Source organism: Streptomyces hokutonensis (genome assembly GCF_042751305.1).
GTDB classification, from domain to species: domain Bacteria; phylum Actinomycetota; class Actinomycetes; order Streptomycetales; family Streptomycetaceae; genus Streptomyces; species Streptomyces hokutonensis_A.
Genome location: NZ_JBHYWD010000004.1, coordinates 478,679 through 505,415 on the forward strand (window position 1 = coordinate 478,679; position 26,737 = coordinate 505,415).

Here is a 26,737-nt window from a genome sequence, read left to right on the forward strand (position 1 = left end):
CCGTGCTCAGGATCGTCAACCGTGTGGTGACCGGTGTCGTGGGTCTCGTGCTGGTCGTGCTCGGTGGCTCCGTGCTGGCCGTCGGGCTGGGCGTGAAGCCGCCGTCCTGGTGGATCTACGACGGCCGTCACGACGTCCTGCTCAGCGACGCCCGGCGGACCCGCTGGCGGCACGACGGCTGGTGGTGGCCCACGGTCCTCGCCGTGCTCGCCGTCCTCGTCCTGCTGGCCCTGTGGTGGCTCGTCGCGGTGCTACGGCGGCGCCGGCTCGCCGAGGTCGCCGTCCGCACCGGCGACGGCGAGGGCGCGCTGCTGCGGGGCCGGGCCCTGGAGGGCGTCCTCGCCACCGACGCGGGCGACCTGGACGGCGTGGCCCACGCGCACGTGCGGCTCGCCGGCACCCGCACGGCACCCGAGGCCCGCGTCCGGCTCGGCCTGGAACCCCACGTGGACCCCGGAGCCGCCCTCGACCACCTGACGGCCAACGCCCTGGCCCACGCCCGCGACTCGGCGGGCCTGGACGCACTCCCGACGGAGGTACAGCTGACAGGCGTCAAGCACCGCGCGGAGCGGGTGAGTTGACGATGCGTCAGAAACCGTGCCGCATCCCGCCGTCGACCGGCACCATGATCCCCGTCAGATAGGACGCGGCCGGCGACAGCAGGAACGCCGCCACGCGCCCGAACTCGTCGGGCGTCCCGTACCGCCGCAGCGGAATCCGCGTCTCGTTGGCCCTCCGGGTGGCCTCCGGGTCCGCGGACATCCCGTCCAGCTCGCGCACGCGGTCCGTGTCGATGCGGGCCGGCAGCAGCCCGACGACGCGGATCCCGCGCGGCCCCAGCTCGTCCGCGAGGGACTTGCCGAAACCGGCCAGGCCGGGCCGCAGCGCGTTCGAGATCGTCAGCCCGGGGATCGGCTCGTGCACCGAACCGGACAGCACGAAGCCGATGACCCCGCCCGCCTCCAGCTCCCCGGCCGCCGCGCGGGCGAGCCGTACCGCGCCCAGGAACACCGACTCGAACGAGGCCTGCCACTGCTCGTCGGTGGTGTCCGCGACGAACCCGGGCGGCGGCCCGCCGACGCTCACGAGGATGCCGTCGAAGCCCCCGAAGTGGTCGCGCGCGGCGGTGATCAGCCGGGCCGGCGCGTCCGCGTCGGCGTTGTCGACGGCCACGCCCAGCGCGTTCGGCCCCAGTTCGGCGGCCGCGTCGGCGGCCCGCTGCTCGTCCCGCCCGGTGATGACCACCTTCGCGCCGTCGGCCACCAGCTCGCGCGCGGCGGCGTTGCCCAGTCCACGGGTGGCCCCGGTGACGACGTACACCCGGTCCTTCAGTCCAAGATCCATGGCCCCTATCCTGCCTGCTCGTCCCCGAACAGGGTGAGGGCGGTGTTCACCAGGCCGATATGGCTGAACGCCTGCGGGAAGTTGCCCAGCTGACGCCCGGCCACCGGGTCGTACTCCTCGGCGAGCAGCCCCACGTCGTTCGCGAGCCCCACCAGCCGCTCGAACAGCACCCGGGCCTCCTTCGTACGGCCCGTCATGTGCAGCGCGTCCACGAGCCAGAACGAGCACGCCAGGAAGGTGCCCTCGTCGCCCGGCAGTCCGTCCACGGGAATGTCGGCGGCGGTGTCGTAGCGGCGTACGAAGCCGTCGTGGCCGAGCGCCGCCTGGACCGCGTCGACCGTGCCGACGACCCGGGGATCGTCGGGCGGCAGGAAACCGAAGCGGGGGATCAGCAGCAGGGCCGCGTCGAGTTCCTGCGAGCCGTAGTACTGCGTGAACGTGTTGCGCACCGGGTCGTAGCCCTTCTCGCACACGTCCTTGTGCACCGCGTCCCGCAGCTCGCGCCAGCCCGACAGGTCCCCCGGGAGGTCGGCGTACTCCTCCAGAGTGCGTACGGCCCGGTCGGCGGCCACCCACACCATGACCTTGGAGTGCACGAAGTGCCGGCGCCCGCCGCGCACCTCCCACAGGCCCTCGTCGGGCTGCTGCCACTGGGCGCGCAGCCACTCCAGGAGGACGCTCTGCAGCGACCACATGTGCGGCTTGGGCGACAGACCCGCGCGCCGGGCCAGCCACAGGGAGTCCATCACCTCCCCGTAGACGTCGAGTTGGAGCTGGTTGACGGCGCCGTTGCCGATCCGTACGGGGGCTGAGCCGCCGAAGCCGGTCAGGTGCGGCAGTTCGAACTCGGGCAGCCGCCGCTCGCCCGCCACGCCGTACATGATCTGCAGGTCCGCCGGATCGCCCGCGACCGCGCGCAGCAGCCAGTCGCGCCAGGCCTCGGCCTCCTTGTGGTAGCCCGCGGCGACGAGAGCGCCCAGGGTGAGGCTGGAGTCGCGCAGCCAGCAGTAGCGGTAGTCCCAGTTGCGTACGCCGCCCATCTCCTCGGGCAGCGAGGTGGTGGCCGCGGCGACGATCCCGCCGGTCGGGCGGTAGGTGAGGGCCTTGAGGGTGATCAGGGAACGTACGACGGCGTCCCTGTAGGGGCCCTCGTAGCGGCAGCGGGCCGCCCAGCGTTCCCAGTCCGCGACGCTGGTCCGCAGTGACTTGTACGGGTCGACGCGTGCCGGACGCGGCTCGTGCGAGGGATGCCAGGTGAGGACGAAGGCGACCTTATCGCCGGCCTCGACGGTGAACTCCGAGAGCGTGCTGAAGTCCTCGCCCCAGGTGCGCACTTCCGGCTCGCTGCGCAGCCACACCGAGTCGGGGCCCGCGACGGCCACCCGGTGCCCGTCGGACCTGCGCACCCACGGCACGACCGCGCCGTAGTCGAAGCGCAGACGGAGCGTGCTGCGGACGGTGACCCTGCCGCTCAGGCCCTCCACGATGCGTACGACGTCGGGGGCGCGGTGGCGCTGGGGCATCAGGTCGGTGACGCGTACCGTGCCTCCGTCCGTCTCCCACTCCGTGTCCAGGACCAGGGTGCCGGGGCGATAGGCGCGGCGGGTGCAGCGGTCCGCGCCCTCGGGGGCGATGCGCCAGTGGCCGTTCTCCTCGTCACCGAGCAGTCTCGCGAAGCAGGCGGCCGAGTCGAAGCGCGGCAGACACAGCCAGTCGACCGAGCCGTCCATGCCGACCAGCGCTGCGGTCTGTTCGTCGCCGATGAGGGCGTAGTCCTCGATACGTGGGTGCACGGGGTGCGGGTTCCCGGAGTATCGACCATGCAATCCCAGGTCGGGGCCGGGCGGGTGAAGAGCGGTGGGTCAGACCGTCGCCGGTTCCGCCTGCTCCGTCTCCTGCTCCTTGGCCGCCGCCTCCCGGCGGTCGCGGGCCTCGCGGCGGGCCAGGACGACATAGCCGACCGGTACGGCCGCGGCGAACAGCCACCACTGGATCATGTACGCGTAGTTCAGCGGGGCGTCTTCCTTGCCCGGGTCGGAGATCTGCTCCGGGGTGCCGCCCTTCGCCTCGGGCGCGGTCTGCTCGACATAGCCGCCGAGCACCTGGGCGTGCAGCCGCTTCGCCTGCTCCTCACTGTTGATCAACATGATCTGGCGGTCGGGCAGGCCCTTGATGTCCTTGATGCCGCTGGCCGCGGTCGTCTCGTCGGCCATCAGACGCCCGGTGATCGTGGTCGTGCCGCTCGGCGGCGCGGGGATCTTCGGGAAGGCGGTCTGCGCGCCGTTCGCCGGGATCCACCCACGGTTGATCAACACGACCTTGCCGTCCGTCAACACGAACGGGGTGAGTACATGGAAGCCGACCTCGTCGTCGTCATTGGTGCGGCGCCGGACGACGACTTCCTTGGAGGTCTCGAAGGTGCCCGTCGCGGTGACGGTGCGGTACTTCTCGGTACGGGTGACCGCGTGCCCGGGGGTGCTGATCGTCTCCACGGGGACCGGCTTGGCGTGCAGCGCGTCGGTGACCAACTGGTTCCGGGCACTACGCATCTCGTAGCGGTGCATCTGCCAGATGCCCAGCCTGATCATCGTGGGGATCAGGAGAAGGGTGATCAACGCGAGGATCACCCACTGCCGGGACATCAGGAAGCGGTACACCCCACGACCGTACAACTCGGTCGTGGGGCGCATTCAGGGGGGTCTGTCCTCGGACTGTCCTCAGACCTTGTCGATGATCCCCACCTTCCCCTCCGCCCGAGCACAGTGGCCGCCGCAGAACCAGTGGCCCTCGACCTCCACGCCCTGGCCGATGATCTGCACCCGGCAGTGCTCGCAGATCGGGGCCATGCGGTGGATCGCGCACGAGAAGCAGTCGAAGACGTGCACCGCGCCCTGCGCGTGCACCTCGAAGCTCATGCCGTAGTCATTGCCGCACACTTCACATCTCGCCATGCGCCACAGGGTGGGCCGTCCACCCGGCACGGGCGAGCGGGCGTGGGGCGAGTCGCGCCCCAATCACCCGTCCGTACGGCTCCCCGTGGCGCGCTCAGTCCGCCTGCTCGACATCCCGGAGCAGCTGCCCGAACGCCGCCTCGTCCACCACGGGCGTGCCGAACTGGCGGGCCTTGACCACCTTCGAGGTGCCCGAGTCCGGGTCGTTGGTGACGAGCAGGCTGGTCAGCCGGGACAGGCTCGTGGCGACATGCAGCCCGGCCTCCACGGCACGGTCCTCCAGGAGCTCGCGCTCGATGGACGTGTCCCCGGAGAAGGCGATCCGCATCCCCTGCTTGAGCGGCTTGCCGTCCTCGAACCGCCCCGGGTTCGGGTAAGGGCACGCGGGCCGCTTGCGCGCGGGACGCCAACTGCCCGCCCCGTAGCCGCTGTAGCCGCCCCCCTGGTGACCGATCCGGGGCGCCGGCCGGTCGGCGGTCCACTCGGTCAGTGGGCGGCACTCGTGCAACGGCAGCCGTACGCCGCTGCTCGCCGCCGCCCGCAGGCTCGGCCGGAACGCCTCGGCGAGCACACGCGCGTCGTCCAGCGCGTGGTGCGCGCGCTGCTGCACGACACCGAAGTGCGCCGCCAGGGACTCCAGCTTGTGGTTGGGCAGCGGGAGGGCCAGCTCCTTGGAGAGCGCGATGGTGCACAGCCGCTGACGGACCGGGGGATCGATCTGCACGCGCGCGTACTCCCGCGCGATCATCTGCCAGTCGAAGACCGCGTTGTGCGCGACCAGCACCCGGCCCTCCAGGCGGGTCGCGAACTCCTCGGCGATGTCCTTGAAGAGGGGCGCGCCCTCCAGTACGTCACTCGTCAGACCGTGGATCCACACGGGGCCCGGATCGCGCTCCGGGTTGACCATCGTGTACCAGTGGTCCTCGACCTCGCCGAGCGCGTCCAGCCGGTAGACAGCCGCGGAGATTATCCGGTCGTCCCGGGCCAGACCGGTGGTCTCCACGTCAACTACCGCATACCCCTGGGGATACGCGGCCGGCCACGGAGTGGCCGCGGACACTGCGGGCGAGTGGTCTTCGAGCATGGTCATTGAGGATACGGGCCGTCACTGACAGCCCCGTCCCTCAGGTGCCTTGTCCCGCCCGCCCGTTCGGGTCCGCCGAACGCACGCGCGCGTGGCTATGGACCTTTTGCCCGCCCGGTGCAAGCGTGCTGCCCGCCTGACGGATGACGGCCTACGAAGGGCGGTACGGCGTATGGCACGCGTACGGTACGGGGCACGGACCGAGGCGGAGATCGCCGCCGCACGCACAGCGAGCGCGAAGCTCCCCGACATCTGGTCCACCGGTGTGGTGGCCGTCTGGGAGAGCGACCCGGACGCGGTCGCGGCGGTCCTGCCGCCGCCCCTCAAGCCCACCGGGCGACCCCTGGTCCGGGTGAACATCAGCAAGGTCGAGCTGACCGGATACCCCCTGGGCGCGGGCTCGTTCGCGGTCGCCGCCGCGCACGACGGCGTCGAGGGCTGGTACCCGCTGGTCATGCCGATGACCCACGAACGGGCCCTCACCGGCGGCCGTGAGGTCTTCGGGGAACCCAAGAAACTCGGCGAGGTGACGGTGGAGCGCGTGGGCCTCGTCGTGCACGCGTCCCTGGCCCGGCACGGCATCGCCTTCGTCGAGGTCCGCGGCGCGGTCAGCGAGGAACTGCCCCTCCCCGGGCCGACGCAGAAGACCGACTTCTACTTCAAGTTCCTTCCCGCGGTGGACGGTTCGGGCTTCGACGCCGACCCGGTGCTCGTGCACTGCCTGCGCAACGAGAAGGTCCGCCGCCTCGAACGCGTCACCGGAGACGTCGTCCTGCGCGAGTCCATGTACGACCCGGTCGCCGACCTCCCCGTGCGCACCCTCGTCGACATCACCATCGGCGAGAAGACCAGCGACCAGCGCGGCAAGGTCGTCGAACGGGTCGACGCGCGGGCCCTGTTGCCGTACATCCACCAGCGCTACGACGATCCGCAGCAGATCCACGACGGGCCGCCCGAGGGGAGCGTCTGATGGAGCTGAGGGAGGGTCAGGTCGCCGTCGTCACCGGGGCCGCGAGCGGGATCGGGCTCGCGATGGCACGGCGCTTCGCCGCCGACGGGCTCAAGGTGGTCCTCGCCGACGTCGAGGAGGGCGCCCTCGACAAGGCCGCCGCCGATCTGCGCGCCGACGGTGCCGACGTGCACGCGCGCGTGGTCGACGTCGGCGTACGCCAACAGGTCCTGGATCTGGCCGAGTCGGCGTACGACACGTACGGCGCCGTCCATGTCCTGTGCAACAACGCGGGGGTCGGCTCGGGCGCCGAGGGCCGGATGTGGGAGCACGAACCGAACGACTGGCAGTGGGCGTTCGCCGTCAACGTGTGGGGCGTCTTCCACGGTATCCAGGCGTTCGTGCCGAGGATGATCAAGTCGAATCAACCCGGTCATGTCGTCAACACGTCCTCCGGGGACGGCGGTATCGCCCCGCTGCCCACCGCCTCCGTGTATGCCGTCACCAAGGCGGCCGTCGTGACGATGACCGAGTCCCTGTACGCCCACTTGAAGGCGGAGCACGTGCGCGTGGGCGCCTCGGTGCTCTTCCCGGGGCCGCACATGCTGCGCACGGGTCTGTGGGAGTCGCACCGCAACCGGCCCGACCGGTATGCGAAAGAGCGCCCCCGCAGGACCCCTTACCGCAGCCTCGACCAGTGGGAGACCGCGATGAAGGCGGCGGGCAAGGAGGTCGCCTTCACGCCCGTCGAGGAGGTCGCCGGCCTCGTCGTGGACGGCATCCGCGCGGACCGCTTCTGGCTGCTGCCCGAGAGCGAGCACAGCGACGCCCAGATCCGGGCCCGGGCGCGCTCGATGCTCGACCGGGCGAACCCGTCGTACCTCGAAAGCTTCATCCTGGACTGAGGGGACTGTTGTGACCGACCAGGAGCCGTACCTGATCATCTCCTCCGACTGCCACGCCGGGCTGCCCACCGAGGAGTACCGACCCTATCTGGACGCCCGGTTCCACCGGGACTTCGACGAGTTCCTCGCCGGACGCGACCGGCGCCGCGAGGAGATGACCCGGCTCGGCATCCGCAACGAGGCGTTCGCGGCCAAGTGGTTCCACGACAACGAGGAGGGTCTTCGCGGGGGTTGGGACACCGCGCAGCGCCTCAAGGAGCTGGACGGCGACGGGGTGGCCGCCGAGGTGGTCTTCCCGGACGCCGACGCCGTGGACAGCCAGACCGCCGCACCCTTCGGGGTCGGACTCGGTCTCTCCGGGGACCAGGACCCCGAGTTGGGCATGGCGGGCGCGCAGGCCCACAACCGCTGGCTGGCCGACTTCGTCTCCGAGAACCCCGAACGGCACTGCGGGGTAGCCCTGTTGCCCGTGACGGCCCCCACGGACAAGGTCGTCGCGGAGATCCACCGCGCCAAGGAGTCCGGGCTCGGCGCCCTGATGATCCCCTCCATGTGGGTCGACAAGGAGCCCTACCACGACCGGCGTTACGACCCCGTGTGGGCTGCCGCCGCCGAGTGCGCCATGCCCGTACTGACCCACTCCGGGGCCGCGCCCCGCCACGAGTACGGCGACCACCTGGGCATCTACGTCAGCGAGGTGACCTGGTGGCCCGCCCGGCCGCTCTGGTTCCTGCTCTGGTCCGGGGTCTTCGAACGCCACCCGGGCCTCAAGTTCGGTGTCGCGGAGTCGGGTTGCTGGTGGCTGCCGAACCAGCTGTGGTTCATGGACCGCCTCTACCTGGGCGCCCACGGCGGCAAGAAGCTCTCGCCGTTCGCGGAGCTGAAACGGCCGCCGAGCGAGTACCTCGACCGCCAGGTCTTCATCTGCGCCACCAACACCAAGCGCCGCGAACTGGCCCAGCGCTACGAGATCGGCGTCGACAACATCCTCTGGGGCAGCGACTTCCCGCACCCCGAGGGCACCTGGCCCGACACGCGCGCGTGGCTGAAGCGCACCTTCCACGACATCCCCGTCGACGAGACCCGCCGCATGCTGGGCCTGGCGGCGGCCGACGCCTTCGGATTCGACGTGGCGGCCCTGGAGCCGCTGGCCCGCCGGATCGGCCCCACCCCCGCCGAACTCGGCCAGCAGGACGACCAGGAGGCCGTGAAGGCCTCCTGGTCGCGCTCCCGCGAGGTCGGGCGGCACTGGCTGACCGACCACGACTTCCCAGTGCTGGGGGTGACGCCATGAGCGCCGCAGACTCTACGGGCGAGGACCGGTACACGGTCATCTCGGCGGACTGCCACGCGGGCGCCGACCTCCTCGACTACCGGCCCTACTTGGAGAAGCGCTACCACGACGAGTTCGACACGTGGGCGGCCACGTACGTCAACCCGTACGAGGACCTGGTCGCCGACACGGCCGACAGGAACTGGAACTCCGCGCGGCGGATCGCGGAGCTGGAACAGGACGGGATCGTCGCCGAGGTCGTCTTCCCGAACACCGTCCCGCCGTTCTTCCCGTCGGGCTCCCTCATGGCGCCCGCGCCCACGGCGGAGGAGTTCGAGCTCCGCTGGGCCGGCCTGCGCGCCCACAACCGCTGGCTGGCGGACTTCTGCGGGGCTGCGCCGGGCCGGCGGGCGGGTGTCTTCCAGATCCTCCTGAACGACGTCCAGGAGGCCGTCCAGGAGATCCGGTGGGCGGTCGAAGCGGGCCTCAGGGGCGGCCTGTTGCTCCCCGGCACCCCACCGGGCTCGGGGCTGCCGGAGCTGTACTCGTCGACGTACGACCCGATCTGGGCCGTGTGCGCGGAACTCGGCGTGCCCGTCAACCACCACGCGGGCTCGGCCGCCCCGCCCCTCGGTGACGAACCGGCCGCCCGCGCGGTGTTCATGGTCGAGACGACGTGGTTCTCGCACCGCGCCCTGTGGCACCTGATCTTCGGTGGTGCCTTCCGCCGCCACCCGGACCTGAGGCTGGTGCTGACCGAGCAGGGTTCCGGCTGGATACCCGGGGTGCTCGACATGCTGGACTACTACCACGGGCGCCTGGTCGCGGCGGCGTCCAAAGCGACCACGGCGGAGTCCAGGTTCGGCGCGGGGCTCGCCGCCTCGATGGGCAGGGGTCCGTCGGAGGTCTGGCGCGACAACTGCTTCGTGGGAGCCAGTTTCATGCGCCCCCACGAGGTCCTCCTGCGCGACCGCATCGGCATCGAGAAGATCATGTGGGGCAGCGACTACCCGCACGACGAGGGCACCTACCCGCACTCCAGGGAGGGCCTGCGCTTCGCCTACGCGCGCGTGCCGCACGACGAGGTCGCCGCGATGCTCGGCGGCAACGCGGCCCGCGTGTACGGCTTCGACCTGGACCTCCTGGACCCGATCGCGGCGAAGGTCGGCCCCACGGTGACCGAGATCGCCGAGCCACTGGCGGAGCCTCCGGCGGACGCCACGAGCCCGGTGTTCGCGCGGGGGGCGTCGGTACGGGTGTGGTGACGCGGGGGGTGGGATCCTCCGGGGTGTGACGGAACCGACCCATGACGAGGCCCATGACGAGGCCCACAGCGGCACACTCGGCTCGCGGCTGAACTGGCTGCGGGCGGCGGTACTGGGAGCCAACGACGGAATCGTGTCCACCGCGGGGCTCGTCGTCGGCGTGGCCGGCGCCACGGACGACCGCTCGGCGCTGCTGACGGCCGGTCTGGCGGGCCTCCTCGCCGGGTCCATGTCGATGGCGGCGGGGGAGTACGTGTCCGTCTCCACCCAGCGCGACTCGGAGAAGGCCGCCCTGGCGCAGGAGAAGCGCGAGCTGAAGGAGCAACCGGAGGCCGAACTGGAGGAGTTGACCGAGCTCCTCCAGGACCGCGGTCTGTCCCGTGAGGTGGCCATGGAGGCGGCGGCCCAGCTCACGGAACGCGACGCGCTGCGTGCCCACGCGCGCGTGGAGCTCAACATCGATCCCGACGACCTCACCAACCCCTGGCACGCGGCCTGGGCGAGCTTCCTGTCCTTCACGGTCGGCGCGCTGCTGCCGCTGCTGGCGATCGTCCTGCCGCCGGCGGACTGGCGCCTCGGCGTCACGGTGGTGTCGTCGCTAGCGGCACTGGTCCTAACGGGCTGGAGCAGCGCACGGCTCGGCGCGGCGGACACGAGGCCGGCGATGCTGCGGAACGTGATGGGCGGGGCACTCGCGATGGGGGTCACCTATGCGGCGGGGGCGCTGCTGGGGGCGGTGGGGGTGTAGCGGACCCACGGCCCGGGCGCCGCGGGCCCGTTGGCGGAGATCGCCAACAAGCAAGCGCGTACTCCCGGTAATACTTGTGGGTAACAACGTCTAGGCGTGACCGATTTACGGTCCTACGGTTCATCCATGCCGAACCTGCCCGATGCCGTGCTCTGGTCGACACCCGCCTTCGTGCTGCTCACCGTGATCGAGGTGATCAGCGTGCGCGTCCACCCCGACGAGGACGCGGCGGGCTACGAGGCGAAGGACGCCGCCACGAGCGTCGGCATGGGGCTCGGGAGCCTCGTCTTCGACTTCCTCTGGAAGATCCCGATCGTCGCGATCTACACCGCCATTTACGAACTCACGCCGCTGCGCGTGCCCGTGCTGTGGTGGACGATCCCGCTGATGCTGCTCGGACAGGACTTCTTCTACTACTGGTCCCACCGCGGCCACCACGTGATCCGCATCCTCTGGGCCTGCCACGTCGTCCACCACTCCAGCCGCAGGTTCAACCTCACCACGGCCCTGCGCCAGCCCTGGACGACCCTCACGGTATGGCCGTTCTACGTCCCCCTCGTCGCCCTGGGCGTGCATCCCGCCGCGCTGGCGTTCTGCTCCTCGGTGAACCTCGTCTACCAGTTCTGGATCCACACCGAGCGGATCGACAGGATGCCCCGATGGTTTGAGTTCGTCTTCAACACGCCGTCCCACCACCGGGTCCACCATGCCTCCCAGGGCGGCTATCTGGACCGCAACTTCGGCGGCATCCTCATCGTCTGGGACCGGCTCTTCGGGTCGTTCGTCCCGGAGGTTGAGCGGCCCGTCTACGGGTTGACGAAGAACATCAACACATTCAACCCGATCAAGGTCGCCACCCATGAGTACGTCGCCATCGCCAAGGACCTGAAGGCGGCGACCGGTTGGCGCGAGCGCGCCGGGCGGGTGTTCCGGGGACCGGGCTGGACGCCGGTGGCCGCCGTGGAACAGGCCGAGGAGTCCGTGGCCGCGTGAGAGCGTCCCGGGCGCTCCTGGGCGCCTTCGTCCTCGCCGCAGCCCTCGACCTCGTCTCCCTCGGCGTGGGCTTCCGCGCCGGCCATCTGGTCACCAAACCGCTGATCGTGCCGCTGCTCGCCGCGTTCGCCGCCCGCGCGGGCGGCCCTCGGCTCCTGGTCGCCGCCCTGCTGTGCGGCTGGGGCGGCGACGTCCTGCTGCTCTCCGACACCGACCCCGCCTTCATGGCGGGGATGGCCTCCTTCGCCGCCGGTCACGTCTGCTACCTCGTCCTGTTCCGACGCCACGGTCCGCCACGCGCGCGTGCGGGGCTGCTCGCCGTCGGCTACGCGGTCGCCCTCGTCACCCTGGTCGTCCTGCTGTGGCCCGACCTGCCGGCCGGCCTCCGGGTCCCCGTCGCCGGCTACAGCACCCTCCTGACCGCGATGGCATACACCGCGGCCACCAGGCTCGGCCCGGTCGCCGGGCTCGGCGGGGCGCTCTTCGTGCTCTCCGACACCCTCATCGCGACCGGCGTCGCGGACTGGCCGCAGCTGCCCCGGCCCGACTTCTGGATCATGCTGACCTATGCGGCGGCCCAGTTCCTGCTGGTCCGGGGCGCCCTCGATGCGCGGCCCGCACCGGCGGCGGCGTACCGTGAAGTGCGCTCGACCACCCCCTGAGCGCACCGCACCAGCAGACCAGCGACGAGAAGGACCCTCGCCATGCGCGCCACCACCATCCACGCCCCGTTCGACATGCGCGTGGAGGACGTGCCCGAGCCGAGGGTGCAGCTGCCCACCGACGCCGTGGTCAGGGTGCTGCGCGCCTGTATCTGCGGCAGCGACCTGTGGGCGTACCGCGGCGAGGCGGCCCGGCAGCCGGGGCAGCGGATCGGACACGAGTTCCTCGGGATCGTCGAGGAGACCGGCTCCGAGGTGAACGGCGTCAGGACCGGCGACCTCGTGGTCGCGCCCTTCATGTGGTCCGACGGCGTCTGCGCGTACTGCCGCGAGGGCCTCACCACCTCCTGCGTGCACGGCGGCTTCTGGGGTGCCGTGGGCTACGACGGCGGCCAGGGCGAGGCGGTACGCGTGCCGTTCGCCGACGGCACGCTCGTACGCCTCCCCAAGGAAGCGGCCTCGGACGACCACCTGCTGTCCGCCCTGCTGACGCTGTCGGACGTCATGGGCACCGGCCACCACGCGGCCCTCGGTGCGGGCGCCCGCAAGGGGGCCACCGTCGCCGTCGTGGGCGACGGAGCGGTCGGCCTGTGCGCCGTGCTCGCCGCCAGACGACTCGGCGCCGAGCGGATCATCGCTCTCGGCCGTCACGAGGCCCGCACGGCCATCGCGCGCGACTTCGGCGCCACCGACGTCGTCGCCGAACGCGGCGAGGCCGCCGTCGAGGCCGTTCGCGAACTCACCCGCGGCCAGGGCGCGCACTCCGTCGTCGAGGCCGTCGGCACCGAGCAGTCCATGAGTACGGCCGTCAACATCACGCGGGACGGAGGCGCCATCGGCTTCGTCGGCGTGCCGCACGGTAGCGGCACCGGCCTCGACCTCGGGGTGATGTTCGACCGGAACATCGCGCTGCGCGGCGGAGTCGCGCCGGTCCGCGCGTACATCCCGGAACTGCTGCCCGACATCCTGGACGGCGCCATCGACCCCTCGCCCGTCTTCGACCTGACGGTCGGCCTGGAGGGTGTGCCCGACGGCTACAAGGCGATGGACGAGCGCACGGCTCTCAAGGTCCTGGTCGTCAACAGTTGATCAATGCCGACGCCGGTCAATACTGGATTCGATCAATGCCAGCGGATCGGCACCGGCAAGGCTGTCAACAGTCCGGAGACCATGACCACCACGCCCAGGACGACGACTTCGGCCCGCGCGGGTGAGTAGGCGGCCAGCGGATCGCTGGCCCGCCGCAGCCGGTGGCGTGCCCACAGCGCGAGTACGGCGACGGTGGCGACGAGGATCACCTTGGCGAGCAGGGTGCGCCCGTACGCCGTCGTCGTCAGCTGGTCCAGGATCGTGCCGGCCGGCATCCTGCGCAGCGAACTCCACACCCCCGTGGCGGTGATCGCGGCGAGCAGTACGGCGGCCACGCGCGCGTAGAGCCCCAACAGCGCGGCGCCCGCCTCGGTGTTCCGCCACTGCCGCAGCGTCCGCAGCGCGTGCAGCAGCCCGCCGACCCACAGCGCCGCGCACGTCAGATGCACCAGGGTCAACTCCGAGCCGACCAGCGGACTGTGCTCGCCCACCGGGTGCGCGCGCAGCGCCTCCGCGAGGACCACGGCGGCAAGGGGCCACACCTGTAGGGCGGGCCGGCGTGACCGCGCGCACAGGGCCGCCACGGCGAACGCGTTGACCTCCAGGAGCGCCAGCTTGCCGTCGCGGGACTGGTAGAGGCCGCCGATGTCGATCTCGGCGAGGCTGTGCGGCACCAGATTGCCCGTCGCCACGACCGATGCGAGTCCCAGCGCGGCGAGGAAGCCGGCGCCGGCCGCGTACGGGCCCCAACTCCGAGGGCCGTTCGGGGGAGCGCCGGGCACGGTGCGCGCCAGCCGGTTCACGAACAACTCGCCCAACGGCACGCACAGCGCGGCGAACAGCACCGCCCGCAGCAGCGCGATGCCGCCGACGCCGGGCGCGGCGGCCTCCCCGGTGTCGTGCAGCGCGGCGGACGGGCCGAGCAGCGGGATCAGCGCGGCGAGCAGCACCAGGGCCAGTACGGCGACGGCCCGGCGCGTACCGGGGCACCGCGCGCGGCCACTGGTGTCGGCCGCTTCGACAGTCGGTCGTATCAAGGTCACCCCAAGATCTTCACCAGCCGCCACAGAACCGGGCAAGTGCAACAAAACAACTGGCGGAACCGGATTCCGCTCATAGTTACGTTTCCGCCCCGCCCCCGGATCAAGCCCACCGAGCCGGGTCCGTGCCCCAACGGCCCGGCGGGCGCGCCCAGTTCACGGGCCCGCCGGCGAAGGAGACCGGCGGCAGCGCGTGCTGCAGCCGCCCAATACCGCTGCCAGTCTCGACCAGCCAGGCGTCCGGCTGGTCGTACACCGTCCCGCCCGCCCCTTCCGGCCCTGCCCCGTCCGTCGTCAGCCAGGCCGCGGTCCGGGCCAGCGCCAGCCGCAGTACGAGCCCGCAGCCCTCCTCCGGCAGGTCCGTCAGCGCCCGCAGTACCGAGGCCGCCAGCAGATACCCGGTCCCGTGGTCGAGGGCCTGCGCGGGCAGTGCGCCGGGCCGCTTGGGCGACCCCTCGGTGGCGGCGATACCGGTGGCGACCTGCACCAGGCTGTCGAACCCGCGCCGCCCGCCCCACGGCCCGTACGCACCCCACGCCGACAACTGGGCCACGATCAGCCCGGGTCGGCGGTCGGCCAGCGCCTCGGGGGAGAGGCCGAACCGGTCCAGGGCGCCCGGCCGGTACCCCGTGACGACCACGTCCGCCCGCCCGAGCAGTTCCTCGAAGGTCCGCCGGTCGGTCGCCCGGCCGAGATCCAGCCGCGTCGACCGCTTTCCGAAACCGGTGTCCGCGTGCGCGTCGGGATCCTCCGGCAACTGCGGGGCGTCCACGCGCAGTACGTCCGCGCCCAGCAGCGCGAGCGTGCGGGTGGCGACCGGGCCCGCGATCACCCGGGTCAGATCGAGCACACGCACCCCGGCGGCCGGCAGCAACGGATCGCCGTCGAGCGGCGGCAGCGCACGCGCGCGTGCCGTGCCGAGCCGCTCGCGTTCGACCAGAGGCCGCCCGGTCACCGCGACTCCCTGCGGGTGTACGGCCCACTCCGCCGCCGTCCGCAGCGCGACCGCGAGGCCGCCGGCGCCGTACACGGTCTCCTCCACCTCCGACGCGGACCGTTCGGCGAGTACGTCGGCCACGTCCTCCGCGGAGGCGTCATCCGGCAGCCGCAGCGCGTCCAGCAGCCGCGCCCGGTGGTGCGGATAGTTCGCGTGGGTGCGGATCCAGCCGTCGGCCGTCCGCCAGAACCGCGACAGCGGCGCGAAGGAGACCGGCGCCCGCCCGTCGATCAGCAGATGCCGCTCACTGACGAACGCCGTGGCGACGGCCCCGTCGTCCACCCGCACCTCGGGCACCTCCACGCGTCCGGCCCGCCGCGCCCCCAGCTCGGCGGCGGCCAGCGCGCACGCTCCCACGCAGGCCCGGGCCAACTCCCGTACGGGAAGCCGTGCTTCGAGCGCCCCTCGGCGCTCGACGGTCGAGATACGCGAGACCAGGGCGGGATCGCCGCCCAGGGCGGCCCATGCCACCTTGATGTCAGTCATGACTGAACTATGCAGTATTGATTCAATCAATATATCGGGGGTGGTGATGCAGATGGCGATACAGACATGAACGGGCCGGGCGGAGATCCGCCCGGCCCGCATCGACTGCATCAACAGAAAGAACAGGTACCGGCTACTTGACCGCCCGCAGCGCGTTGACGATGCCGAACCCGTAGAAGCCGTTGACGCGCTTGCCGCCGACGCAGGTCGCGTCCGCGATGCCGTCGCCATTGGTGTCGTACACCCCGGTCGGGCAGCCCGGGTTGTCCGCCTCGGCCTTGAGCAGCGCCTGCAACTGGGCCGGAGAGGCGTGCGGGTGCGTGGACTTCAGCAGCGCGGCCACGGCGGCGACGTGCGGGGTCGCCATCGAGGTGCCCTGGAGATAGCCGTACGTGTTGTTCGGCAGTGTAGACAGGATGCGGCCGTTCTTCGACGGGGTGTCCGGGATCTGCCGGGCGTCCCCGCCCGGCGCCGCCACGTCGATCACGCCCTTGCCGTAGCTGGAGAAGTACGACTTGGCCTTGGTGACGCCGACCGAGCTCACCGTGACGACACCCGGCAGCTGGGTCGGCACGTCGAAGCACTCGTGCGGGTCGACCGTACGGGTCGTCGCGGTCGAGTCGTCGGGGCTGGAGTCGTCGACCAGGGCGTCGGAGTCGAGGTCGTCGTTGGAGTTGCCGGCCGCCGCGACATTGAGCGTGCCCTTGCTCTGGGCGTACAGCTGGGCCCTGTTGACCGCGTCGACGATGGCACGTTGATCGGGGTCGTCCATGCAGTTGTACAGCCAAGGATCAACGTAGTAGCTGTTGTTGGTGATCTCCACGCCGTGATCCGCGGCGAACACGAACGCGCAGACCACGCTCTCCGGGTAGAAGAGCTGGGTCGAGTCCGGCTCGGCCACCGTGATCCCGGCGACCTTCACACCCGGGGCGACCCCCGCCACACCGATGCCGTTGCGGGCGGCGGCGATCTCACCCGCGACATGCGTGCCGTGGTAATGGGCGGAGTCCACAGGGCGCCAGGAACCGTACGTCGTATCGGCCTTGCCGCCCACGCAGTTGGCGGACTGCGAAGGGGAGAAGTTCGGGGCGATGTCCGGGTGGGTGTCGTCGACGCCGACGTCGATGACGGCGACCGTCACGCTCTTGCTGCCCGGGTTGATCTTCGCGGCCTTGTCGGCGCCGATCGCGGGCAGGTCCCACTGGTCGGCCTCGAGGGGCTCGCTGTCACCGGCGGCTGCGGAGGCCTTCGCCGTCTTCGCGGCCTGCTCCTTGGAGAGGTACTGCACCGAGCCCTCGTCGGTCGTCGAGGCGAGGCTCAGCGGCGCTGTGCGCGTGGCGCCGGCCGACTGCACACCGGGCACCTTGCGGATGATCAGCCCGAAGTCGGGATTCGCCGAGTGCACGACGATCACGCCGATCTGCTCGTACGTCTCCACGATGCTGCCGCCGACCGCGTTGATCGCCTTCTTGACCGTGTTGATCGTCCGGTGGTCCAGTCGAGTGTTGACCACATACGAAAGGTTGGGCGCGTCGGCGGCCTGCGCGGTGGTCTCCGTGATCGGGACCGCCGAAGCCGCCGACGGGAGGAAACCGAGCGAGGCGGTCAGCGACAGCACGACCGGTACGGCGAGGGCGAGCCGGCGTCTGGGGCGCAGATGAGCCATGGGATCTCCACATCATCCGGAAACGAAAAGGCCCGAGACGTGATGCCTCCCGGGCAGGTACATGACGAGTGGTGCCAGCTGAAGTTATCTCCCGCGAGGGCTGGCCAGCAATGACTTCCCAAAGGCGAGTCCTGAAAGAAGTCAAAGGAGTTGAACCGGTCCACGCGTGGCGCCGTGACCCTGGGCAGGAAGCGCCAGCAGGATCGGGGACCCCCTCGATATCGCGCAGGGGAGTCGCTCGATCACTCCTGGTGGCGTGATCCATAGGTCTGTGAGGTCGCAACCAGCATGTCCGCAACGCGAGGAGACACCGTGGCCACCGAGACACCACCGCCCTCGAAAGCCGAACGCAAACTCCCCAGTACCGAGGAGTTCGAACAGGTCCAGGAGAGCGCGGAGTTCGCCGAACTGCGCCGCGCCCACCGCTCCTTCGCCTTCCCGCTGACCGTCGCCTTCATCGCCTGGTACCTCCTGTACGTCCTGCTGTGCAACTACGCGGACGACTTCATGGACACCAAGGTCGTCGGCAACATCAACGTCGCCCTCGTTCTGGGCCTCGGCCAGTTCCTCACCACGTTCCTCATCGCCTGGTGGTACTCGCGGTACTCCGCCGCGAAGCTCGACCCCAAGGGCGAGGCCATCAAGTCCCGGATGGAGGGCGGCGCATGAGCCCCGCGATCACCCTGGCCGCAGGCGAGGCGAGCCAGCACCGGCCGCTGATCATCACCCTGTTCGCGGTCTTCGTCGCCGCGACGCTCGTCATCACCGTCTGGGCGGGCCGCCAGACCAAGAGCGCCGCCGACTTCTACGCGGGCGGCCGGCAGTTCACCGCCTTCCAGAACGGCCTGGCCGTCTCCGGCGACTACATGTCCGCCGCGTCCTTCCTCGGCATCGCCGGTGCCATCGCCCTCTTCGGGTACGACGGCTTCCTGTACTCGATCGGCTTTTTGGTCGCATGGCTGGTCGCCCTGCTTCTGGTGGCCGAACCGCTGCGCAACTCCGGCCGCTACACGATGGGCGACGTCCTCGCCTACCGCATGCGCCAGCGCCCGGTCCGTACGGCGGCCGGCACCTCCACCATCGTGGTGTCGATCTTCTACCTGCTGGCCCAGATGGCCGGCGCGGGCGTCCTGGTCTCCCTGCTCCTGGGCATCACCAGCGACGCGGGCAAGATCGGCATCGTCGCCCTTGTCGGCGTCCTGATGATCGTGTACGTCACCATCGGCGGCATGAAGGGCACCACCTGGGTCCAGATGGTCAAGGCCTGCCTGCTCATCGCCGGTGCCCTGCTGCTGACCTTCCTGGTCCTGCTGAAGTTCAACTTCAACGTCTCGGACCTGCTCGGCAAGGCCGCCGACAACAGCGGCAAGGGCTCCTCCTTCCTGAACCCCGGCCTCAAGTACGGCGCCACCGGCACCACCAAGCTGGACTTCATCTCCCTGGGCATCGCCCTGGTCCTCGGCACCGCCGGCCTGCCGCACATCCTGATCCGCTTCTACACGGTGCCCACCGCCAAGGCCGCCCGTAAGTCGGTCAACTGGGCCATCGGCCTCATCGGCGCCTTCTACCTGATGACCCTGGCCCTCGGCTTCGGTGCCGCGGCACTGATCAAACCGGACGAGATCATCGCCTCCAACAAGGCGGGCAACACGGCTGCCCCCCTCCTGGCCCTCCATCTGGGCGGGGTCGACTCCAACTGGGGCGCCATCCTCCTGGCCAGCATCTCGGCGGTCGCCTTCGCCACGATCCTCGCGGTCGTCGCCGGCCTCACCCTGGCCTCGTCCTCCTCCTTCGCCCACGACATCTACGCCAACGTCATCAAGCGGGGACAGGCGACGGAGAAACAGGAGATGGCCGCCGCCCGGTACGCCACGGTCGGCATCGGCGCCGTCTCCATCCTCCTCGGCGCCCTCGCCCGCGACCTGAACGTCGCCGGCCTGGTCGCCCTCGCCTTCGCGGTCGCCGCCTCCGCCAACCTCCCGACGATCCTCTACAGCCTCTTCTGGAAGCGCTTCACGACTTCCGGAGCCCTGTGGTCGATCTACGGCGGCCTCGTCACCGCGGTCGGCCTGGTCCTGTTCTCGCCGGTCGTCTCCGGCAAACCCGCTTCGATGTTCCCGGACGTCGACTTCCACTGGTTCCCCCTGGAGAACCCCGGCATCATCTCCATCCCGGTCGGCTTCCTGCTGGGCTGGCTCGGCACGATCCTCTCCAAGGAGGAGCCCGACACCGCCAAGTACGCGGAGCTGGAGGTACGGTCTCTGACCGGCACCGGAGCACACTGAGTCCCCTTCTGAATCCCCCACGCCGACGGCCGCGTCGTAGATCCCTACGACGCGGCCTCGTCGTACCTCGTGCGATCGGGCCGCTCTCGTTGTCAGAGGTGTCGCGTAGGCTCGCAGGTGTCGGAAAACATGCGATCCGAATTGAGGGAGGAGGCCCACGTGCTCATCGACACCTATGGCCGAGTGGCCACCGACCTGAGGGTTTCGCTGACCGACCGGTGCAACCTCCGGTGTACGTACTGCATGCCCGAGGAGGGCCTGCAATGGCTGGCCAAGCCCGACCTCCTCACGGACGACGAGATCGTCCGCCTGATAGACATCGCGGTCACCTCCCTCGGTATCGAGGAGGTCCGCTTCACCGGGGGCGAGCCCCTGCTGCGCCCCGGCCTGGTCGGCATCGTCGAGCGGGTCGCGGCCATGGAGCCCCGCCCCCGGATGTCCCTCACCACCAACGGCATCGGCCTCAAGCGCACGGCGACCGCCCTGAAGAAGGCGGGCCTGGACCGGGTCAACGTCTCCCTGGACACCCTCCGCCCGGACGTCTTCAAGACCCTCACCCGTCGCAACCGTCACCAGGACGTCCTCGACGGCCTGGAAGCCGCCCGCGAGGCGGGCCTGACCCCGGTCAAGGTCAACTCGGTGCTGATGCCGGGACTCAACGCCGACGAGGCCCCGGACCTGCTGTCCTGGGCCGTGGCGAACGACTACGAGCTGCGCTTCATCGAGCAGATGCCGCTGGACGCCCAGCACGGCTGGAAGCGCGAGGGCATGGTCACGGCCGGTGACATCCTCGCCTCCCTCCGCACCCGCTTCGAGCTGACCCCCGAAGGCACCGACGAGCGCGGCTCGGCCCCGGCCGAGCGCTGGCTCGTGGACGGCGGACCGCACCGCGTGGGCGTCATCGCCTCGGTCACCCGCCCGTTCTGCGCAGCCTGCGACCGCACCCGCCTCACCGCCGACGGCCAGATACGCAACTGCCTGTTCGCCCGCGAGGAGACCAGCCTCCGCACCGCCCTGCGCTCCGGCGCCCCGGACGAGGAGATAGCCCGCATCTGGCGCCAGGCGATGTGGGGCAAGAAGGCCGGCTCGGGCCTGGACGACCCGTCGTTCCTCCAGCCGGACCGCCCGATGTCGGCGATCGGCGGCTGAACAGCCGTCGTAGACGAAGGGGCGCTACGGAATCCCGGGTGCGCCCCATGGTCCTACGGGGTCTCGGGCGCTTCCCAGTCCTCGAACTTGACGACGTCCTTCAGGAAGCCCCGCACGTCGAGGAACTGGGACAGATGCTCACGATGCTCCTCGCACGCGAGCCATGTCTTGCGCCGCTCCGGCGTGTGGATCTTCGGGTTGTTCCACGCGAGGACCCACACGGCGTCGGCACGGCAGCCCTTCGCGGAGCAGATGGGCGTCTCGTCACTCACGGGAACTCACGGAATTCGTCTCACAGATGCGCTGAAAAGGCGACGCCGAGCAGCCACGGGGGGAGCTGCCCGGCGTCGGTCTGTCGCTCCGACGGGGGATGCGGAGCGCGTACGAAGTATGTCACGGGTAACCGGTCGCTCGGCACCGGAACAACATGATTGATCTGAGCTTTTCTTGAGCTTGGTGCGGAGCCGACTTCCGTTTATGACACGTTCGCCATGGTCACGACCGGCCCTACGGTTCGCCCCGGGCACCCGGCGTCGGCTCGGGCACGACCTCTTCCGGGACGGGTTCCGCGACCCCCTCGTCCGACCGCGGCGGCATGATCATCGGCCGCAGTGGCGCGGTGACGAACGTCGACGGCAGACCGGGCGCGTTCTCCCGACCGGCGTTCGCGATCACCACGGCGACATAGGGGAGGAGCACACCGAGCACCAACGCGACGATCGCGACGTGCCGTTCGACGTTCCACAGGGAACAGGCGAGAATCACCGACACCGTACGGATCGACATCGAGATGACATACCGGCGCTGCCGACCGCGGACATCCTCCGCGAGTCCCGTCCGGGCTCCGGTGATCCGGAACACCTGGGCGTTGCCTTCGCCGTGCAGCTTCCGCATCACATTCCACCATCCGCCCGCATCGGACTCTCCCCGGCCCGCAACCCCGGTTCGCACCCGATCCGGGAACCGGGCCCCGACGCCACCAACGTTACGCCGCGCCTGCGCCGCCTTCGAGACCGGGGCACCCCGGGTCCGGGCGAGCGAGCTGCGCCGCACCACGTACGGCCGTACCCGACATGCGGCGTACCGCGACCGGGCCCACACTTGGCGTAATGCTCACGTCGAGCCGTACAAGGAGGCAGCCATGGGCTGGTTGTGGGCGATCATCGTGGGATTCGTGCTGGGCCTGATCGCGAAGGCGATCATCCCGGGCAAGCAGCACAGTCCGCTCTGGCTGACCACCATCTGCGGCATTCTCGGCGCCATCGTCGGCAACGCCGTCGCCCGAGCGGCCGGCGTCGACGCGACCAGCGGCATCGACTGGAGCCGCCACGCGTTCCAGCTCATCGCCGCGATCATCATTGTCTTCGTGGTCGACATGGCCTACATGGCGACGATCGGCAAGAACAAACAACGAGCCTGACATCCCTACGACGTAGGGGCGGCCTCCCGAGCCGGGAAACCGCCCCTGCGTCATGCGCTCACGCGCCCGTGACCTCCACGGCCGCCAGGTTCTTCTTGCCCCGCCGCAGCACCAGCCATCGCCCATGAAGGAGATCCTCCGTGCCCGGCACGGCATCCTCCGCGGTGACCTTCACGTTGTTCACGTAGGCCCCGCCCTCCTTCACGGTCCGCCGCGCGGCGGACTTGCTCGCCACAAGGCCGACCTCGGTGAACAGGTCGACGACGAGACCGAGCTCGGCGACCTGGACGTGCGGCAGCTCGGAGAGGGACGCGGCGAGCGTCTTCTCGTCCAGCTCCGCCAGCTCGCCCTGTCCGAAGAGGGCCTTGGACGCGGCGGTCACCGCGGCCGTCTGCTCGGCGCCGTGCACCAGCGTCGTCAGCTCCTCGGCCAGCGCGCGCTGCGCGGCACGCGCCTGCGGACGCTCCTCGGTCTGCCGCTCCAGCTCCTCGATCTCCTCGTGGGACTTGAAGCTGAAGATGCGCAGGAACTTGGAGACGTCCCGGTCGTCCGCGTTCAGCCAGAACTGGAAGAAGGCGTACGGCGTGGTCATCTCGGGGTCGAGCCAGACCGTGCCGGACTCCGTCTTGCCGAACTTGGTGCCGTCGGCCTTGGTGATCAGCGGTGTGGCCAGCGCGTGCACCACGGCCTCCGGGTCGACCCGGTGGATCAGGTCGGTGCCCGAGGTGAGGTTGCCCCACTGGTCGCTGCCGCCGGTCTGCAGCGTGCAGCCGTGCCGCCGGAACAGCTCCAGGAAGTCCATGCCCTGGAGGATCTGGTAGCTGAACTCGGTGTAGCCGATGCCCGCCTCGGAGTTGAGCCGCCGGGAGACGGCCTCCTTGGCGATCATCTTGTTGATCCGGAAGTGCTTGCCGATGTCCCGCAGGAACTCGATGGCGGACAGGCCCTGGGTCCAGTCCAGGTTGTTGACCATGATCGCCGCGTGCGGGCCCTCGAAGTCCAGCAGCGGGGCGATCTGCGCGCGCAGCCGCTCGACCCACTGGGCCACGACGTCCGGCGAGTTGAGCGTCCGCTCCGCGTTCGGCTTCGGGTCGCCGATCAGGCCCGTGGCACCGCCGACCAGGCCCAGCGGACGGTTGCCCGCCTGCTGGATCCGGCGCATGGTCAGGATCTGCACGAGGTTGCCGAGGTGCAGGCTGGGCGCGGTCGGGTCGAAACCGCAATAGAACGTGACGGGACCGTCCGCGAACGCCTTGCGCAATGCGTCCTCGTCAGTGGAGAGGGCGATGAGCCCCCGCCACTGCAGTTCGTCGACGATGTCCGTCACGGTTCTCGTATCTCCTTGGGATGGTCTCGTGGATCAGGTACGAGGTTATACGCCCTGACTGACAGAGCTCATATTGAAGTCCGGCACCCGCAGCGCGGGCATCGCAGCCCTAGTGAACCAGTCGCTCCATTCCCTCGGCAGCGTCTTTTCCGTCCGCCCCGCCTCGATCGCCCGCCCGAGCAGATCCACCGGAGACTCGTTGAACCGGAAGTTGTTCACCTCGCCCGCCACCTCGCCGTTCTCGACGAGGTAGACGCCGTCCCGGGTGAGCCCGGTGAGCAACAGGGTTGCCGGGTCGACCTCGCGGATGTACCAGAGGCAGGTGAGCAGCAGCCCGCGCGCGGTGTTCGCGACCATCTCCTCCAGGGAGCGGTCCTCGCCCCCGCTGAGGATCAGGTTGTCGATCGACGGCGCCACCGGCAGCCCGGTCAGGCCCGCGCTGTGCCGACTCGTCAACAGGTGCTGCAGCTCGCCCTCCCGCACCCAGTTGGTCGCCGTCAGGGGCAGCCCGTTGTCGAACACCGACTGGTCGCCCCCGGAGGTGTGCGCGAGCACGAACGGCGCGGACTCCAGGCCCGGCTCGTTCGGGTCGCTGCGCAGCGTCAGCGGCAGCTCGGTGAGCCTCTCGCCGACGCGGGTGCCACCGCCCGGCTTGGAGAACACCGTGCGCCCCTCGACCGCGTCCCGCCCCGACGCCGACCACATCTGGTAGATCAACAGGTCCGCGACCGCGGTCGGCGGCAGCAGCGTCTCGTACCGCCCGGCGGGCAGCTCGATCTTCCGCTCGGCCCAGCCCAGTCGTACGGCCAACTCGGCGTCCAGGGCCGCCGGGTCCACGTCTTTGAAGTCCCGGGTGGAGCGGCCGGCCCAGGCCGAGCGCGTACGGTCCGGGGACTTGGCGTTCAGCTCCAGCGTCCCGTTGGGCTGGTCATGGCGCAGGCGCAGCCCCGTCGACGTACCGAGGTAGCTGGTGACCAGCTCGTGGTTGGCGAAGCCGTACAGCTCGCGACCGCCCGCACGCGCGCGTGCGAACGATTCGCCGAGCGCCGGGGCGAAGTCGGTGAACACCGCGGACGAGGTCTCGGCGGGCCCGTCCGTGAAGTCGGGCGACGCGGCCACGCCCGTGACGAGCGGCTGCGCGTCCTCGGCGGGCTCGGCCCCGCGCGCGGCCGCCTCGGCGGCCCGTACGAGCGGCTCCAGCTCCTCCGGGGTGACGGCGGACCGGGACACGACCCCCGAGGCCGTGCCCTCCTTGCCGTCGACGGTCGCGATGACGGTGAGCGTGCGCCCGCGCGTGACGCCGTTCGTGGTCAGCGCGTTGCCCGCCCAGCGGAGGTTGGCGGTCGAGTGCTCGTCGGCGATGACGACACAGCCGTCGGCCCGGGACAGTTCGAGGGCGCGCTCGACGATCTCGTGCGGCTTGTTCGTACGAGGACTCATCGACCGGCCTCCTGCGTGGTGTTGAGGATGTTGACGCCCGTGAAGAGGGCCGACGGGCAGCCGTGCGAGACCGCCGCCACCTGGCCCGGCTGGGCCTTGCCGCAGTTGAAGGCGCCGCCCAGGACGTAGGTCCCCGGACCGCCGACGGCCGCCATGGAACCCCAGAAGTCGGTGGTCGTCGCCTGGTACGCGACGTCCCGCAGCTGCCCGGTGATCCGCCCGTTCTCGATCTTGAAGAACCGCTGGCCGGTGAACTGGAAGTTGTAGCGCTGCATGTCGATCGACCACGACCGGTCGCCGACCACGTAGATCCCGCGGTCGACCCCACCGATCAGATCCTCCGTGGACAGCCCGGCCGGATCCGGCTGGAGCGACACATTGGCCATGCGCTGGACCGGCACATGGCCGGGGGAGTCGGCGTAGGCACAGCCGTTCGAGCGGTCGAAGCCGGTCAACTTGGCGATGCGGCGGTCGAGTTGGTAGCCGACCAGGGTGCCGTCCTTGACGAGGTCCCAGGACTGGCCCTCGACGCCCTCGTCGTCGTAGCCGATGGTCGCGAGGCCGTGCTCGGCGGTGCGGTCCCCGGTGACGTTCATGCGCTCGGAGCCGTACTTGAGCTTGCCGAGCTTGTCGAAGGTGGCGAAGGAGGTGCCGGCGTAGGCGGCCTCGTAGCCGAGCGCGCGGTCCAGTTCGGTGGCGTGGCCGATGGACTCGTGGATCGTCAGCCAGAGGTTGGACGGGTCCACGACGAGGTCGTACAGGCCCGCCTCGACGCTCGGCGCGCGCATCTTCTCGGCGAGCAGCTCGGGGATCCGTGCCAGCTCCTCGTCCCAGTCCCAGCCGGTGCCCGTGAGGTACTCCCAGCCGCGGCCCACGGGCGGCGCGATCGTGCGCATCGAGTCGAACTCGCCGCTCGACTCGTCGACCGACACCGCGTTCAGCTGCGGGTGCAGCCGGACGCGCTGCTGGGTGGTCACCGTCCCCGCGGTGTCGGCGTAGAACTTGTTCTCGTGCACGGTGAGCAGCGAGGCGTCCACGTGGTTGACGCCGTCCGCCGCGAGCAGCCGGGCGCTCCAGTCCGCCAGCAGCCCCGCCTTCTCCTCGTCGGGCACGGAGAACGGATCGATCTCGTAGGACGAGATCCACGTCCGCTCCTCGTGCACGGGCTCGGCGGCCAGCTCGACGCGCTCGTCCGACCCGGCCGCCTTGATCACCTGGGCGGAGAGTTTCGCCATCGCCACCGCCTGCGAGGCGACCTTCGCGGCGGCGTCCAGGCTCAGGTCCACGCCCGACGCGAAGCCCCAGGTGCCGCCGTGCACGACCCGCACCGCGTACCCGAGGTCGGTGGTGTCCGACGTACCGGCCGGACGGGCGTCCCGCAGCCGCCAGGACGCGCTGCGCACCCGCTCGAACCGGAAGTCCGCGTGCTCGGCCCCGAGCGCACGCGCGCGTGCGAGCGCGGCGTCGGCGAGGGCGCGTAGGGGAAGCGCCGTGAAGGCTTCGTCGATGGAATGGGGCACGGAGGTCTCCCTGCTGTCGTGGCCTGTGGAGTCCGATCATGTCGCGCGGACAGGTGCGGGGACCACACGTTTCCGCGCGGAGTCGGCTCTTTCTGTAGAGACCCGACAGCGAGTCCCCCAAGCCACTGTCGGTGCCCGATTGTC

At 70.5% G+C, this 26,737-nt stretch carries 26 protein-coding genes; 13 read left to right on the forward strand and 13 right to left on the reverse strand.

What is annotated here, in order from left to right; translation table 11 throughout:
* Positions 1-2: 2 nt before the first annotated feature.
* Entirely contained in the window at positions 3-581 is a 579-nt protein-coding gene (gene amaP / locus ACFXC1_RS14585) for an alkaline shock response membrane anchor protein AmaP (protein ID WP_381242618.1), read from the forward strand.
* Positions 582-588: 7 nt separating this feature from the next.
* Here amaP and ACFXC1_RS14590 read toward each other — a convergent pair whose 3' ends face one another.
* From ACFXC1_RS14590 to ACFXC1_RS14610, 5 genes are all read right to left on the reverse strand, one after another.
* Positions 589-1,344 carry an SDR family oxidoreductase gene (locus ACFXC1_RS14590; protein ID WP_381242619.1) on the reverse strand — a complete coding sequence of 252 codons (756 nt, stop codon included), beginning with the start codon at positions 1,342-1,344 and terminating at the stop codon, positions 589-591.
* 5 nt (positions 1,345-1,349) lie between these two features.
* Positions 1,350-3,137: a glycoside hydrolase family 15 protein gene (locus tag ACFXC1_RS14595; RefSeq protein ID WP_381242621.1), complete on the reverse strand. Its 1,788-nt coding sequence runs from the start codon at positions 3,135-3,137 to the stop codon at positions 1,350-1,352.
* A 69-nt stretch (positions 3,138-3,206) separates the two neighbouring features.
* Positions 3,207-4,001, reverse strand: a complete 795-nt coding sequence (locus ACFXC1_RS14600) for an SURF1 family cytochrome oxidase biogenesis protein (protein ID WP_381242623.1) — start codon at positions 3,999-4,001, stop codon at positions 3,207-3,209.
* 60 nt (positions 4,002-4,061) lie between these two features.
* A complete protein-coding gene (locus ACFXC1_RS14605) occupies positions 4,062-4,295 on the reverse strand; it encodes a hypothetical protein (RefSeq protein ID WP_078532401.1) in 234 nt (77 codons plus the stop codon).
* 94 nt (positions 4,296-4,389) lie between these two features.
* Positions 4,390-5,379, reverse strand: coding sequence for a DEDDh family exonuclease (locus ACFXC1_RS14610; protein WP_026178346.1), 990 nt, complete (start codon positions 5,377-5,379; stop codon positions 4,390-4,392).
* A gap of 172 nt (positions 5,380-5,551) precedes the next feature.
* Here ACFXC1_RS14610 and ACFXC1_RS14615 point away from each other — a divergent pair, with 172 nt between their 5' ends.
* The 8 genes from ACFXC1_RS14615 to ACFXC1_RS14650 all read left to right on the forward strand — a co-directional run bounded on the left by ACFXC1_RS14615 (position 5,552) and on the right by ACFXC1_RS14650 (position 13,263).
* Positions 5,552-6,349, forward strand: coding sequence for an acetoacetate decarboxylase family protein (locus tag ACFXC1_RS14615; protein ID WP_381242625.1), 798 nt, complete (start codon positions 5,552-5,554; stop codon positions 6,347-6,349).
* Positions 6,349-7,233 (forward strand): SDR family NAD(P)-dependent oxidoreductase, encoded by an 885-nt coding sequence (locus ACFXC1_RS14620; RefSeq protein WP_381242627.1) that lies wholly within the window; start codon positions 6,349-6,351, stop codon positions 7,231-7,233. The genes ACFXC1_RS14615 and ACFXC1_RS14620 overlap by 1 nt, the downstream gene beginning before the upstream one ends.
* 10 nt (positions 7,234-7,243) lie before the next feature.
* Positions 7,244-8,527, forward strand: a complete 1,284-nt coding sequence (locus ACFXC1_RS14625) for an amidohydrolase family protein (protein WP_381242629.1) — start codon at positions 7,244-7,246, stop codon at positions 8,525-8,527.
* A complete protein-coding gene (locus tag ACFXC1_RS14630; protein ID WP_381242631.1) occupies positions 8,524-9,771 on the forward strand; it encodes an amidohydrolase family protein in 1,248 nt (415 codons plus the stop codon). Before ACFXC1_RS14625 ends, ACFXC1_RS14630 begins: the two co-directional genes overlap by 4 nt.
* Positions 9,772-9,796: 25 nt before the next feature.
* Positions 9,797-10,519, forward strand: a complete 723-nt coding sequence (locus tag ACFXC1_RS14635) for a VIT1/CCC1 transporter family protein (RefSeq protein WP_381242632.1) — start codon at positions 9,797-9,799, stop codon at positions 10,517-10,519.
* Between the two features lie 126 nt (positions 10,520-10,645).
* A complete protein-coding gene (locus ACFXC1_RS14640) occupies positions 10,646-11,512 on the forward strand; it encodes a sterol desaturase family protein (RefSeq protein ID WP_381242633.1) in 867 nt (288 codons plus the stop codon).
* Positions 11,509-12,174 (forward strand): lysoplasmalogenase, encoded by a 666-nt coding sequence (locus ACFXC1_RS14645; protein ID WP_381242635.1) that lies wholly within the window; start codon positions 11,509-11,511, stop codon positions 12,172-12,174. Before ACFXC1_RS14640 ends, ACFXC1_RS14645 begins: the two co-directional genes overlap by 4 nt.
* 42 nt (positions 12,175-12,216) lie before the next feature.
* A complete protein-coding gene (locus ACFXC1_RS14650) occupies positions 12,217-13,263 on the forward strand; it encodes a zinc-dependent alcohol dehydrogenase family protein (RefSeq protein ID WP_381242637.1) in 1,047 nt (348 codons plus the stop codon).
* Positions 13,264-13,295: 32 nt separating this feature from the next.
* On the opposite strand, the gene ACFXC1_RS14655 is transcribed toward ACFXC1_RS14650, so the two are convergent.
* From ACFXC1_RS14655 to ACFXC1_RS14665, 3 genes are all read right to left on the reverse strand, one after another.
* Positions 13,296-14,306 (reverse strand): CopD family protein, encoded by a 1,011-nt coding sequence (locus ACFXC1_RS14655; RefSeq protein WP_381242638.1) that lies wholly within the window; start codon positions 14,304-14,306, stop codon positions 13,296-13,298.
* Positions 14,307-14,406: 100 nt separating this feature from the next.
* On the reverse strand, positions 14,407-15,786 hold the full coding sequence (locus ACFXC1_RS14660) for a CoA transferase (protein WP_381242640.1): 1,380 nt from the start codon (positions 15,784-15,786) through the stop codon (positions 14,407-14,409).
* A gap of 133 nt (positions 15,787-15,919) precedes the next feature.
* Positions 15,920-17,452, reverse strand: a complete 1,533-nt coding sequence (locus ACFXC1_RS14665) for a S8 family serine peptidase (RefSeq protein WP_381242642.1) — start codon at positions 17,450-17,452, stop codon at positions 15,920-15,922.
* A gap of 312 nt (positions 17,453-17,764) precedes the next feature.
* Here ACFXC1_RS14665 and ACFXC1_RS14670 point away from each other — a divergent pair, with 312 nt between their 5' ends.
* The 3 genes from ACFXC1_RS14670 (at position 17,765) to moaA (ending at position 20,886) form a co-directional block, all read left to right on the forward strand.
* Positions 17,765-18,121 carry a DUF485 domain-containing protein gene (locus ACFXC1_RS14670; protein ID WP_019067415.1) on the forward strand — a complete coding sequence of 119 codons (357 nt, stop codon included), beginning with the start codon at positions 17,765-17,767 and terminating at the stop codon, positions 18,119-18,121.
* Complete coding sequence (locus ACFXC1_RS14675; protein ID WP_381242643.1) at positions 18,118-19,737, forward strand: solute symporter family protein; 1,620 nt, start codon at positions 18,118-18,120, stop codon at positions 19,735-19,737. Before ACFXC1_RS14670 ends, ACFXC1_RS14675 begins: the two co-directional genes overlap by 4 nt.
* 159 nt (positions 19,738-19,896) lie before the next feature.
* Positions 19,897-20,886, forward strand: coding sequence for a GTP 3',8-cyclase MoaA (gene moaA / locus ACFXC1_RS14680; RefSeq protein WP_381242713.1), 990 nt, complete (start codon positions 19,897-19,899; stop codon positions 20,884-20,886).
* Between the two features lie 53 nt (positions 20,887-20,939).
* Here moaA and ACFXC1_RS14685 read toward each other — a convergent pair whose 3' ends face one another.
* Together ACFXC1_RS14685 and ACFXC1_RS14690 are read right to left on the reverse strand one after the other, a co-directional pair.
* The gene (locus tag ACFXC1_RS14685) at positions 20,940-21,158 is read right to left on the reverse strand and encodes a hypothetical protein (RefSeq protein WP_381242645.1); all 219 of its coding nucleotides are present in this window, start codon (positions 21,156-21,158) and stop codon (positions 20,940-20,942) included.
* A 235-nt stretch (positions 21,159-21,393) separates the two neighbouring features.
* Positions 21,394-21,780, reverse strand: a complete 387-nt coding sequence (locus ACFXC1_RS14690) for a DUF3099 domain-containing protein (protein WP_381242646.1) — start codon at positions 21,778-21,780, stop codon at positions 21,394-21,396.
* A 247-nt stretch (positions 21,781-22,027) separates the two neighbouring features.
* Between ACFXC1_RS14690 and ACFXC1_RS14695 the strand changes: the two genes are divergently transcribed.
* On the forward strand, positions 22,028-22,306 hold the full coding sequence (locus tag ACFXC1_RS14695; protein WP_381242647.1) for a GlsB/YeaQ/YmgE family stress response membrane protein: 279 nt from the start codon (positions 22,028-22,030) through the stop codon (positions 22,304-22,306).
* Positions 22,307-22,364: 58 nt separating this feature from the next.
* Here the strand turns inward: ACFXC1_RS14695 and tyrS are convergent, their stop codons facing one another.
* From tyrS to ACFXC1_RS14710, 3 genes are read right to left on the reverse strand one after another with little or no spacing between them, the layout of a single operon-like run.
* Positions 22,365-23,633, reverse strand: coding sequence for a tyrosine--tRNA ligase (tyrS, locus tag ACFXC1_RS14700; protein WP_381242649.1), 1,269 nt, complete (start codon positions 23,631-23,633; stop codon positions 22,365-22,367).
* 45 nt (positions 23,634-23,678) lie between these two features.
* Positions 23,679-25,073: a metallopeptidase TldD-related protein gene (locus tag ACFXC1_RS14705; protein ID WP_381242650.1), complete on the reverse strand. Its 1,395-nt coding sequence runs from the start codon at positions 25,071-25,073 to the stop codon at positions 23,679-23,681.
* On the reverse strand, positions 25,070-26,593 hold the full coding sequence (locus ACFXC1_RS14710; RefSeq protein WP_200711692.1) for a TldD/PmbA family protein: 1,524 nt from the start codon (positions 26,591-26,593) through the stop codon (positions 25,070-25,072). The genes ACFXC1_RS14705 and ACFXC1_RS14710 overlap by 4 nt, the downstream gene beginning before the upstream one ends.
* Between the last annotated feature and the right edge of the window lie 144 nt (positions 26,594-26,737).